The sequence below is a fragment of the Saonia flava genome (assembly GCF_011927795.1).
In the GTDB taxonomy this organism is placed as follows: Bacteria; Bacteroidota; Bacteroidia; order Flavobacteriales; family Flavobacteriaceae; genus Saonia; species Saonia flava.
Genome location: NZ_JAATJJ010000001.1, coordinates 390497 through 402923 on the forward strand (window position 1 = coordinate 390497; position 12427 = coordinate 402923).

The window sequence follows — 12427 nt, forward strand, 5'->3', positions numbered from 1 at the left end:
GTGACAAAAGTATGTATAGTATTCATGTCTCACAATAACGGTCAAAAATGATAGTATAAAATTAATTTGTAATCTTATTATTATCAGTTGATTAAAAATAAAAATATTTACTATAAAAAGTATAGTTGTATTCTTAAGTATAGTAGTGTACTTTTGTTTACTTAATAAATTGGGATATGTATAAATTTAAAGGAAAAGAGTATCCATGTTGTGCCAGTTTAACTATGGGAGTTATTGGAGGAAAATGGAAAACGGTCATTTTATTTCATTTAATGGATGGTACGCTACGTTATAATGAGTTGAGAAAGGAAATGCCCACGGTTACCGAACGAACTTTAAGTTTACAGCTTAAGACCTTGGAAGAAGATGGCATAATTAAAAGAAAGGTGTATACATCTAAACCTCCTTTAAAAGTGGAGTATTCATTAACTGATTTTGGAAAAACATTAATTCCGATAATCAAATCTATTGCAGATTGGGGCGTGTTTGTAGTGGATGAATATTCAACTAAAACCGCATAGATATTTCGTTGTTATAAATTAGTTGTGTACTTAGAGAAAACCAAAAAGTATTCAACATTCGAAAATCCGTATAAGAAAACAAGACTACTGCTATCCGACCTTTGTCTTATTCTTTTAAACATTAAAAAAAGGCAAAAATGAAATCAAATCAATTTGGAACAAAAGGGTGGACACCTGAATTAGGGTTTGAATATCCGCAATATTTTTCGAGATTATTCAAAAAGAAAGAAGGAATGAGTCCAACGGCGTACAGAGAAAAATATAAATTAAACTAAAATTATGGATATATTAAAAACAGCAACAGATTGGGCAAAAGCCGAACTATTTTCAACACCATTTTTTATTCTCTTCGGACTCGTGTTTATGGCGGCAAGTTTAGGGTTTTGGCAGTTAGGAAAAACGGAAATGGCGAGAGCATACATCATTCCTACCTTGGTGGCAGGTGTTCTACTTTTAACCATAGGACTTGGATTATTTTACACCAATAAGTCAAGGATTACACAATTTAAAACTGCTTACAATGCCGATGTCCCTGCATTTGTAGCATCAGAAATCACTCGTGCTGAAGCTACTCTTAAAGAATATAATACAATCGTTTTTAAAGCTATTCCTATTATAATTATTGTAGCAGCCTTGTCAATTATTTTTATTAATTCACCAACTTGGCGAGCAATAAGCATCACAACGATTGCTATGCTAATAGTTATCTTATTAGTTGATGGTACTGCATACGCAAGAATTGATGCCTACCATAAAGAGTTGAAATTGGTAGATAAATAAAAAGTGAAAGTAAAATAATAATTACACTCATGTAGCATAACGCAGAACAAATAAAGTAGTGCTCTATTGCTCCGGTACAAGGCGTATTACTCTGCCAGGGCCCTCTACCGCAAGGTACAGATAACCGTCCATGCCCATATGTGCATCGCGTACCCTACCAATACCATTCAATAGTTCTTCATGACCCATGACCTCATTGCCATTCATCTTTAAACGATGGAGGTATTCAAATTTCAGCGAGCCAACGAACAGGTCATTTTTCCAATTTCCATAAAAATCGCTGGACACAAATGTCATACCACAAGGAGCAATGGAAGGAGTCCAGTAATGTACGGGCTGTTCCATGCCATCCAATTCCGTAAGGTCTGTAAAAGTGGAGCCATCATAATTGATGCCGTATGAAATCACAGGCCAACCATTGTTGTTCCCTGCTTGCAATAGATTGATTTCATCACCTCCCTGAGGCCCGTGCTCGCCTTCCCAAACCGCTCCAGTTTCCGGATGCAGGGTCATTCCTTGAGGATTGCGCGTCCCGTAGGTGAAAATCGAATTGACTGCTCCTGCTGTATTATAAAAAGGATTGTCCGTGGGAACCTCACCGTCGTCATAGATACGGTGTATCTTACCAATGGAATTGTCCAATTCCTGAGGGTACACATCCCTATATCCGCGATCCCCTATGGAAACATATAAATAACCATTAGTATCAAATTCCAGTCTTGAACCATAATGGTGAGAACTATTGAGATACGGAAGTGCCGTAAATATGTTCTCCACTTCAGCCAAGTTGTTTCCCTCTAGCTTGGCCCTTGCCACTGCCGTGGTCCGTTCAGATGAATTATTGGGGTTGGCACGGGAATAGGATAGATAAACAAATGAATTGTTTTCAAAATCTGGATGTATGAGCACATCCAACAATCCCCCCTGCCCTTCCGAAGCAACAGCGGGAACACCAGTAATTTCCGTCAATTGCTTATCCGTACTTACCAAAAACAGCCCTCCCCCACGCTCGGTCACCAAAATTTCACCATTGGGCAATTGCGCTATTCCCCATGGAATGCCGGGAATGTCATCTGTCATGATTTCCAATCGGAAGCTAAGGTCATCGGATGTAATCAAACCAGACAAATCGGGATTGTCTTCCTCCAACATCGCTTTGGTTTTTCCATCGATTTCGGCAAGTATATAGTTGGTCAAATCCTCAATTTCTTGTGCACTTAAGGTAGAACCGTACCCTGGCATACCATTACCTGAATACCCATCTGTTATGGATTCCATAACATCTTCCACGGAATTGCCATACGTCCAATCCCGTTCAACAAATGAGGCCAAATCCTGTCCATGACAACCTCCACATTGATTCCGATATGTGATAGCCACATCTTCCGGTTCAACCACTTCATTGTTCGGATCAATTTCTTCTTCGGGTGGCTCGGGATCTTGCGAATTGCTACAACCCAACAGTATGAACATAAAAACCGGCAACACAAATTGCGTTGTTGTTTTCAACCATTTGCATGTGTACTTTAATTTGAAAGTAATTTCAGAAGACAGATTTGAGGTGATTGGAGTCATAACACTTTGTATATCAACTTTATATAAACATAACGTTCATTAATAAAATAAAGTATTCCGCCGGGAAGTCTAAATGGTATTGGGTAATAGTAGATTAGTGCTATGTGCTTGCTGACTTCGCTAAAAAGTAGTTTTTCAAAATTTGAAGAATTCCAAGAAGTACAGACTTTGCCACCCCACCTGCGCGCTCTAAAAAAGGTTCGATTTATTAAGTAAAATAACCCAGAAGCATTCGTTTTCATTATTAGAGAATAAAATTAAACTTGTAATAATGAATACTAAAATTGAGAGATCTTTTTTTTCATTGGTTTTATTAATTACAGTTAACGTTTGTTTGTTGATAAGGAGATAGTTTTAATATTGGTATATTTTGACTTGTTGCTATTTTAATGCAACTTAAATCCGGATTTCTATCTATTCTTAAATCTATTAATTTATTTAATTTACTTACATCAAACGCTTCTAACAAATTACTAGAACAGTATATATATTTTAAATTTAGATTGTTATCTAAATTTATGGTCTTAACCTTGTTTGCTGAAAAAACTAATGTTTTGAGCAAGGTATTCTTGCTAAAATCTAAGTATTCAATTTTATTTAACGATAACAAAGCACTGCCTAGTTTTGGTGCTTTACTTGCATCAAAAGAAACCAAATAATTGTCACTCATTAGTATATTTTCTATACTAGAATTATCAATAACAAATTCTGTAAAATAATTGTAGGATAAGCTTAACCATTTTAAATTATTAATGTTAGATAATCCTTTAATAGAGGTTAGTTTGTTAACAGATAAATTTATTGTATCTAATAAAATATTATTGCTTAAATCTATAGTTGTTAATTCATTACCGGAAGCATAAAGTCTTTTTAAGTTTACAAATGCTTCAATTCCTTTTAAATCCGTAATTATATTAGAACTTGTATTGTTTAAGTTTAAATACTCCACATTTGACACATCAATTTTGAGTGCTTTTTGATTAATTATACCATCAGAATCTATTCCTAATTCAATCAATTTTTCTTCAAACTTAGTATCAGGAATTGACACATAAATATCTTCTGTAATGTCTTCAAATTTGCTATTTGTACATGAAATTGTCAATACTGGTGTTAAAATCAATATTTTTATTAATAGATTTATTTTTTTCATTATTTAGATTTTAATTTATGATGCAAATGTTGATTAGAATTCAATAGAAATAAATTGTAAAATACCGAACCGTAGAATATTTGAGGTGAATTGATAATTATTAAGCTTAATTGGGTAAGTAATTCACAAGCCATTCCAAACACATTGCCTTCTCTCCTAGCATTGGTCAGTCAATGAGTGTTTACTCGGGTCATTTCTGTTTTGATAAATAGAGCCTAGTGAACCTTAAATGAAGTTTGGTTGTCTCCTAACCTCATTTTTTGGTTTATTCATTGCTGGTTTTTATAATAATGAATTCATGAAGCTCCTTCGCACATACTTACACGACCCTCCTATGCCTTTGAATGCGCTCAGGACAGGCTTGATATTCGTACGCAGAACAAATCTGATTGTTTTTATAAATTAAAAACTCCACCGTAAACGCATAAAAAGACTATTTCCCAATGCATTATAATTTTCCAACTCAAAAAAAGATTGTCCAGTAAAATTGAGTTCCCAGTTAGTGGCAAGAGAATAGTTTAAACTTGGTATTACAATTATGGATTGGTTGGTTGGAGAGTAAATTGTACTGAAGCTACCTTTAAAGATTGGCGTAAAATCTTTTGCTACTTGTAAAAAACCTGAAAACTCATAAGGCATTAAATTTTTAGCGCTTAAATTGGTATAAACCAATGTTCCTAGATTATTTGACGCTTCATTATCCGTGCTATTATATAAAATAGAGCCATTGATATAGAGTCCCTTTTTAAATCCATAATCAACCGAAACGGAAGCACTCAATACATTATCTGAACTTACATACTCCTCATATGGAATAAAATAACTTATTTCTCCTTTAAAACCAGCATTTTTTAGGTTTCCCGCCCATCCTGTGCCAATTACCCAATCTTTTTGGTAGACCCCTGTAATCAATTGAATATCATAAGACCACTTATTAAATTTGTACATTCCTGCAACAATATAATCGTCCTTATTTCTTCCCTTTTTTGCGGTAATTTCAATTTTACTAAAATCCCCTAAGTAATATTGTACACGGACAGCATCACTTCCGGGCCGTTCCTCGTAATCAAAATCCAAAAAATTATACGTGTTGAAAATGTCATTGGGATTCCAAATTAGATTCATCCCCCAATTAACACGTTGTCTACCCAAAGTAATATCCCAATTCCCTTTTGTATAGTTCACCAAAGCTCTATCTATGGTTGTGTTAAAAAGTGTATGCCCACCATCAATAACATTCAAAGACAGATCAACCATACCCCTATCTAGAGCAATGAATTCAGAAAAACCGAATATGTTCTTTACATTATCTCCATAGAAGAGCCTGTTCCTTAGTTCTAATCTAACAGTAATTTCATTAGAAGGAATATATTTAAAATTTAATCTGTTGTGTACTAATGCGGTCCATTGCAATTGGTTTAAATTATCCGTAAAACTAAACTCATGAAGATTTTTAACATAGCCCGATAAGAATAGGTTTTGTTCTTTTTTCTGGGCAATTAGGGAAGTCATAGTAAAAAATAGCAGATATGTCAACAACAGCCTTATCATTGTGGTTATGATGGTGTTTGTTCTACATCTGATTCTATTTTACCGTCCACTAAGGTAATTACACGCCTTGCTTTTCTAATTACACGTTGATCATGTGTTGAGAATAAAAAAGTAATTTTCTCTTCTTTATTAAGTTTTGCCATGATATCCAGCAAATTAGCCGCAGATTTTGAATCTAAATTTGCCGTAGGTTCATCCGCTAGTATAATTTTAGGTTTAGAAGCCAAGGCTCTGGCAACCGCTACACGTTGTTGTTGTCCTCCAGATAATTCACCAGGTCTACTATTTATTTTATCCTTAAGCCCAACTTCTTCCAACAAGGCCAATACACGTTTTTCACGCTCGGTTTTGGGCATATTTTGCAACTGCAAAACGAAGCCAACATTTTCTTTAGCTGTAAGTACGGGAATCAAATTAAAGGATTGAAATACAAACCCAATATTGTGCAATCTAAAATCTATCAACTTGTTTTCCGATAGCTTTGTTATTTCAACACCATCTATAAAAACTGTACCTTCTGTAGGTTCATCCAACCCTCCCATCATATTCAATAAGGTAGACTTTCCCGAACCGGAAGGTCCAACCAATGCCACGAACTCTCCTTCTTCTATATGTACGTGCACATCTTGAACCGCATGAACCGGAATTGTTTTTGGGTTGAATGTTTTACTTACATTATGCGCATCTATTATAGTTTTTGCCATAATTCTAAATTTTACGTATTGCTTCCGATGGATTTAATTGTAGCGCCTTATAAGCTGGATAAATAGCAGATAATATGGCTGTTACCAAACACATGGTCACAATAATTACATATTTTTCTTGATCCAAAGCTGGATAGATTATGGAACTGAATCCATAGGATGCCAATCCTTCAGAAAACATAGATAAATTAATTCCTGTTTTTCCCAGTGTTGTTACCGTTAACCATCCAGACAACAGGCCAATTGGAGTACCAATTAGTGTTAAATAGAAGGTTTCTAACATGATCATAATAAATATTTTTCGCTTGTTCAACCCAATGGCCATCAACATTCCCAATTCCCTAATTCGTTCTAATACAGACATTAACATAGTGTTGATTATGCCAAAAGTTAAGGCCAACAGAATGATTCCGCTAATGATATATGTATAGAGGTTAAACGATTCTATAATCATACTTAACTCTGGTGAAAGTTCTTTCCAATCTTCAATTTTTCCTCTCGGCACTATTCCAACACTGAACTTTTTAATGGTTTCCAATTGTTCTTCATTTTTAACTAAAATGGCCATTTCATTGCTTTCTGAAGGCTTTAATTCCAATAGTTCCCGTAAATGTTTTTGGTGCACATATACATTTACTTCATCCAATGAAATGTTTTTAGATCTGTAAATCCCTCCTATTCTAAAAGCTCCCGAAATAATCTCTGAGTTAATGTTTGTGAAGGTCAATACCACTTTACTTTTCAATTTAACTTTGAGTTTTTTGGCTAGTTTTGCCCCAATAAGGATTTCATTTTCTTTACCCGATTCAAAATAGGTTCCTTCTCTTACATACTCATTAAGTCTTATTTGGGTAATTTCTGAAGCGGGATTGATTCCGTAAATTTTTACACCACTTGCCGTTGTTGGTGAAGTGATCATTCCAGATGAAATAACACGCGAACTAACCGAAGCAATTCGACCATCAGATTCTAATTGCCTTGCTTTTTCATCTGTATTGGTAATGGTAAATTTTGAGTTGTTCTCCTCTCCAAAAGTTGGATGGTGAATTTGAATATGAGACAATTGCCTGTAAACCGATTCATTAATATTGTTTTTGTACATACCCCAAGAAAAGGACAAAATGAAAATCCCTGCCCAAATACCGATAATAATAGAACTTATTACTACTAAGCTTCTGGATTTATTCCGCCAAATATTTCTCCATGCAATTTGAAACAACATAACTAACTATTTATAGCTTCAACAGGTTTTAACTTCATCACTTTATAACCTGGATAAAAGGCCAATAGCGTAGATAATATTAAAACGATTAAAGTTTGGGTAATAAAAATTTTCTCGTGGCTAGAAAAGTATATGATCGATTCTATACCATAATCTTCGTATACTTCTTTTAAATCTCCTGTTAAATGAATTGGGTATACGGTAAACCATTTTACGACTAACATTCCTCCTATAATACCCGTAAAACAACCTAATAAGGAAATCATAATGGACTCTAATAACAACACAAAGGCCAGTAATCTTTTTTTCATACCAATGGCAATCAAGATTCCCAGTTCGTGTTTTCTTTCAAAAACCATCATTAATAAGGTGCCAAACAATCCAAAGGAAATAATGAAATACAAGATTCCGATAATAATATAATGCCCTGTACTGTCTGCCTCTATAAATTGGTCCATTTCAGGCATCATTTCTTTCCAACTCATTACTTCATAAGCTTCAGAAGCTATAGACCCTTGTAAAGAGTGTTTTAATTTTTTTAAATTAGTTGCCTTATCCAACATCACCGAAACTGATGTTAAACGATTCTCTGCTCCGTGCATGTACTGTGATTGCTGTATGGGCATATACACCACATTGTTATTTAATTCTAGCGCACCGAGTTTAATAAGACCTTTTACCCTAAATTTGGCCGCAGCACTACTGGCATGATAACCTTGGCCCAACAACACCAACGTGTCATTTACTTTTAGTTTTAATTGTGAGGCCAGCCCTTCCCCTAAAACAACCGCATTGTCGTTAACACTTTCAATGTACTCGCCATCTACTATTTTTTCGTGAAGATTATTAACTTCTCTTTCTTTAATGGGATCTATTCCTAAAACCAAAACACCTTTGGTTTTATCTGCCCAAGATGCCAATGCAAATGTTTGTAAACGAGGCATAATATGAGTAACCTCTGGATTTTTAAGCAATTCTTGATGTAATTTATCGTCTTCCTCGAAAGTATTATCTATAGATTGCTCGTCCCAATAGCCTTTTTTGTGGATTTGTAGATACCCAGAAGAATAACTCACCACATTATGAATCATGTTATCGTAAACACCATCGGTCAAAGAACGAAAGACGATTGCCAATAGCACAGCAAAAAACACTGAAGTTGCCGTTATAATGGTTCTACGCTTATTGCGCCATATATTTAACCATGCTAATTTTAGTAACATTATTAAAAGAGATTGGTTACATCTATTATTTAGCAGTTTAATTCTGCGTTATTGTTTCTATTTACCCCAAATTCACATTAAACATATAGCCCACTAAAGCGGTCAATCCCATTGCAGTTGTACCCCAAAATGTAATTCTTAAGATTGCTTTCCAAATATTGGAACCTCCTGTTTTTGCCGCTAAAGCCCCTAAAAGTATAAGAAAGAACAGGGCAAAACCATATAGAGAGTACTCCATACTTTCTAATGGAAGAAATAAGGTCACCAAAAATGGCAACAACCCTCCTATTGTAAATGCTGACCCAGAAGCAAATGCGGCCTGGATAGGTTTCGCTTGACTGATTTCATTTATTCCCAGCTCATCCCTAATATGTGCTCCCAAAGCATCTGTTTCTGTAAGTTCTTTTGCAACTACCATTGCAGTTTCTTTTTTAAGCCCCCTTTTTTCGTAAATCTGTGCCAATCGCTGTAATTCAATTTCTGGCATTTCTTTTAACTCCACTATTTCTCTTTCAATATCGGCCTTTTCCACATCAGTTTGCGAACTAACAGAAACGTATTCACCAGCTGCCATGGATAATGCACCGGCTACCAAACCAGCCAAAGTGGCTAAAATAATTGGCTCTCTTAAATTGCTTGCCGCAGCAACACCAATTGCAAGACTTGCAGTTGATAAAATTCCATCATTTGCCCCCAAAACTGCTGCTCGTAGCCAATTGCTTCTTTGAATATAATGCGGATCCAAATAATTATCTAATTCATCTATTTTTTCTGTCATCTATTCTATTTGGTTTATTTTATACGTTGTATTATTTTAATTGTTTCATGTTTCTTGTCGTAAAGAAATTATCGTTAATAGGTCTATCAAATTCAATATCATTGTAAATGATTACCGTACTATTTCCCTCTTTGTCAACAGGAAACATTTCAATTTTAGATGTTATTTTTCTGCCACCTACTTCCTTTACGTCACTTGAATTCATGATGTTTACCAGTTCGCCATCCTCATCGTAGAATTCGGCTTTTAACTGTAAAAAATCAGTGGAATCAATCCAAACCACTACTTTTTCCCATACAATTGCTGCGGATTGTTTTGGTATCATTTCAATTTTATAACAGTTTTTTTCTAAAATGGATTCTTCCCCCAATATTTTATGGTCATAATCAGAAACAGAAGAGGCTTCTTTCACTAAATCATCATTGGTAAAATCTGTTCCCATCCAACTTTGGGACATCATAGAAGGTGGCAATTTAATGTTTCGCTCAATGGCAGGTATCCAGTTCCAAACCTCTTTTATTCGCTTTAAAAACACGGTTCCTTTTTCTCTGGCCGGACCGGTAACCAATATCATTGAATAATCATCACCTTTGGTCCAGGCTTTCATATTCATTTCTCTGTTCCATGTAGGCCTGATTATTTTTATGGTTATGTTTGCCAATGACGTTTTACCTCGCATATTATCGTCAGCTTTCCTTACAATCTCTTTTGCTGAAAGGCTGTGTTGGGAGTACATTAAAGTAAATGGCAGTATGCAAATAGCAATGCCAATAATAAATCGCACCAATTGTCCTTTATTCATAAGGTCAAAGTTAATTGACCCTAAACTGAAAAAACATGATGATTGTCACTTAAAGAGAATACTAATTAAATAGTAGGTTTACTAACAAATCATAACCATTTCACACCCATTGCACTACTCTACCAGTAATGAAAAAAGTATTCTACTAAATTTAGCACCAAAACTTTTTGATGTCCAATGACTTAAATTTATTTTATGGTTTATTGTTTGGGCCTTAGATTCTCAATAACCTGGGCATCTACCCAAAATATATCTACATTTTCGTAGTTGTCCGTACCCATGTTCCTATTAAAGAAAAGGTATTTGCCATCCGGCGTTACACTTGCTGCAGCCTCCCGTGCTTCTGTATTTATATTATTTCCCAAGTTAATCGCCGTGCCCTAAAGAACATAGAGAGTCAAATTTTATTTTTTGCTTCGCTTAGGCCCTGCTTCATTTCTGCATCCAAGTCTGAATTGGGGTACTTTTTAATACCTAATTCAAAAAACTTGATCGCATTTTTATAATCTTTATGTTTTAAATAAAACTGTCCAAACCTGTTTTTCCAATATGCAGAATCATATCTCCTAGTGGTTAAAACATCTTTAAACTCTTCCATGAAAAAACTAAAATATTCGAAATCATTCCTGTTCCAAGCTAACCAAATTAAGGCGTTTTTTGTGCCTTCATCTATACTTCCATCACCACCAAATCTTTTTGCTCTTTCTTTAAAATAAGTAGTCAGATAATCTATTCCGCCCATATCAATGTAGTGTTGTATGCTTTCAAAAACAGGCGAATCATAATTATGGTAATAGTATTTTAGTCCCTTAAAAAGAGCTAAATGTGCTAAGGTTTCATGAACTTCTTCATTAAATAACTCATATTTCCAAATAAGATTCTTAGGGTTGTTATTTTTTAAAATCTCATGAAACGCATCCGTTGAACTTATATAATAAATATCCTTTCTGGAGTTTGCCATAAATAGATACATATTCTTGTCCGAAGTAAATCCTTTCACCAAATCTTCAGAAGCATAACCCCCATTTGTTATTATGGCTCCAGAATAAAATTCTTTCTCTTTTAAAATCAATTCACTTATATAGTAGGCCGCTGCTTCCCAACCAAAAATTACTCGTTCTTTGGTTGTTCTATAATTGGAATCTATATATTGTGTTACTTCATTTTTTAAAAAATTGGTGAATTTTCCTTTTTCATCATCAAATAATGTTCTTCTTAAGGGGTTACTATTATGTATACCTACAACAATCATTTCTGGAATTGCACCTGGAGTACGCAATGCCTTTTGAACTGCTACTCCACTTAAGAAATACCATTGCCCATCCAGGATATATAAAACGGGATAGGACTTTTTAGAATTTTCATAATTTTCCGGGACATAGATTTGAATTGTTCTATTTTGATTTAATATTGAAGATTTAATAGTATGGTTAATACCTATTGTAATTTTGGAGTTCTCTTCTTGTGCTAAAACGCCTAAACCAAAAAAGCAGCTGGCGACCAGAAAGATTATTTGCTTCATGTTCAATAGTAAAATTCAATTGTTAGCATTAAAAATATAAACTTGAAACTTCAAATAAGACAATTAAACTTTTTTACAATTTATTTAACTATTCCTCTACTTTTGAACTTCCTCCATTGCCACTATCCTGCCGTTCCTTAAAATAGAATCCGATGATAAACCCCAAAGGACCCGATAGTATCGAGGAGACCGTAGTCAACAGGTCTTTATAATCATTGGTCTCAAAATCATCGGTGGCATACCCAATAATGAAGGTGACGAATATGACACAGAAAAAAAGCACTACAAAAACCATGGCCAATACTCCCCTATTCTTTTCCCGCTTTTCATCCGCACCTTGTTTTATTACAATGTTTTCCAAGCGCTGTCCTAAATTGGTTAAAATGTTGTCCGTACTCATGTTTATTTTTTTTGGATTTTATAGGTGGGATACTCACGTTCCAATTCCCTTTTTAGGGTGGCTTCCATTCCATCGATTTCTTTCTCGTCCGGGGTTACTAGGTCTTTGTCTTTATTGAGTTCTATAATCCGTTCCAATATTTTCTTGGTCAGTTTTAACTCATATTCCAGTTCTAATCTTGATTTTTTCAACATGT

At 34.7% G+C, this 12427-nt stretch carries 15 protein-coding genes; 3 read left to right on the forward strand and 12 right to left on the reverse strand.

Annotated features, from left to right (window positions below):
* The first annotated feature begins 176 nt into the window (after nucleotides 1-176).
* From GGR42_RS01860 to GGR42_RS01870, 3 genes are all read left to right on the forward strand, one after another.
* Nucleotides 177-521 (forward strand): winged helix-turn-helix transcriptional regulator, encoded by a 345-nt coding sequence (locus GGR42_RS01860; RefSeq protein ID WP_167960281.1) that lies wholly within the window; start codon nucleotides 177-179, stop codon nucleotides 519-521.
* 137 nt (nucleotides 522-658) lie between these two features.
* Entirely contained in the window at nucleotides 659-796 is a 138-nt protein-coding gene (locus tag GGR42_RS01865) for a helix-turn-helix domain-containing protein (RefSeq protein WP_245201373.1), read from the forward strand.
* A 4-nt stretch (nucleotides 797-800) separates the two neighbouring features.
* On the forward strand, nucleotides 801-1301 hold the full coding sequence (locus tag GGR42_RS01870; protein ID WP_167960283.1) for a hypothetical protein: 501 nt from the start codon (nucleotides 801-803) through the stop codon (nucleotides 1299-1301).
* A 63-nt stretch (nucleotides 1302-1364) separates the two neighbouring features.
* On the opposite strand, the gene GGR42_RS01875 is transcribed toward GGR42_RS01870, so the two are convergent.
* The 12 genes from GGR42_RS01875 to GGR42_RS01930 form a co-directional block, all read right to left on the reverse strand.
* Nucleotides 1365-2810, reverse strand: a complete 1446-nt coding sequence (locus tag GGR42_RS01875) for a PQQ-dependent sugar dehydrogenase (RefSeq protein ID WP_167960285.1) — start codon at nucleotides 2808-2810, stop codon at nucleotides 1365-1367.
* A gap of 379 nt (nucleotides 2811-3189) precedes the next feature.
* Nucleotides 3190-4029: a leucine-rich repeat domain-containing protein gene (locus tag GGR42_RS01880; RefSeq protein WP_167960287.1), complete on the reverse strand. Its 840-nt coding sequence runs from the start codon at nucleotides 4027-4029 to the stop codon at nucleotides 3190-3192.
* A gap of 402 nt (nucleotides 4030-4431) precedes the next feature.
* Complete coding sequence (locus tag GGR42_RS01885) at nucleotides 4432-5541, reverse strand: hypothetical protein (RefSeq protein ID WP_167960289.1); 1110 nt, start codon at nucleotides 5539-5541, stop codon at nucleotides 4432-4434.
* Between the two features lie 44 nt (nucleotides 5542-5585).
* Nucleotides 5586-6284, reverse strand: a complete 699-nt coding sequence (locus GGR42_RS01890; protein ID WP_167960291.1) for an ABC transporter ATP-binding protein — start codon at nucleotides 6282-6284, stop codon at nucleotides 5586-5588.
* A gap of 4 nt (nucleotides 6285-6288) precedes the next feature.
* Nucleotides 6289-7506, reverse strand: a complete 1218-nt coding sequence (locus GGR42_RS01895) for an ABC transporter permease (RefSeq protein ID WP_167960293.1) — start codon at nucleotides 7504-7506, stop codon at nucleotides 6289-6291.
* Between the two features lie 2 nt (nucleotides 7507-7508).
* A complete protein-coding gene (locus GGR42_RS01900; protein ID WP_167960295.1) occupies nucleotides 7509-8729 on the reverse strand; it encodes an ABC transporter permease in 1221 nt (406 codons plus the stop codon).
* A gap of 61 nt (nucleotides 8730-8790) precedes the next feature.
* Complete coding sequence (locus tag GGR42_RS01905) at nucleotides 8791-9507, reverse strand: VIT1/CCC1 transporter family protein (protein ID WP_167960297.1); 717 nt, start codon at nucleotides 9505-9507, stop codon at nucleotides 8791-8793.
* Between the two features lie 31 nt (nucleotides 9508-9538).
* Nucleotides 9539-10309 (reverse strand): outer membrane lipoprotein-sorting protein, encoded by a 771-nt coding sequence (locus tag GGR42_RS01910; RefSeq protein WP_245201374.1) that lies wholly within the window; start codon nucleotides 10307-10309, stop codon nucleotides 9539-9541.
* A 200-nt stretch (nucleotides 10310-10509) separates the two neighbouring features.
* The gene (locus GGR42_RS01915) at nucleotides 10510-10674 is read right to left on the reverse strand and encodes a PD40 domain-containing protein (protein ID WP_209023913.1); all 165 of its coding nucleotides are present in this window, start codon (nucleotides 10672-10674) and stop codon (nucleotides 10510-10512) included.
* Nucleotides 10675-10706: 32 nt separating this feature from the next.
* Nucleotides 10707-11831, reverse strand: a complete 1125-nt coding sequence (locus GGR42_RS01920; RefSeq protein ID WP_167960299.1) for an alpha/beta hydrolase-fold protein — start codon at nucleotides 11829-11831, stop codon at nucleotides 10707-10709.
* A gap of 88 nt (nucleotides 11832-11919) precedes the next feature.
* Entirely contained in the window at nucleotides 11920-12231 is a 312-nt protein-coding gene (locus tag GGR42_RS01925; RefSeq protein WP_167960301.1) for a hypothetical protein, read from the reverse strand.
* A 2-nt stretch (nucleotides 12232-12233) separates the two neighbouring features.
* Nucleotides 12234-12425: a hypothetical protein gene (locus GGR42_RS01930; protein WP_167960303.1), complete on the reverse strand. Its 192-nt coding sequence runs from the start codon at nucleotides 12423-12425 to the stop codon at nucleotides 12234-12236.
* Nucleotides 12426-12427: the final 2 nt, after the last annotated feature.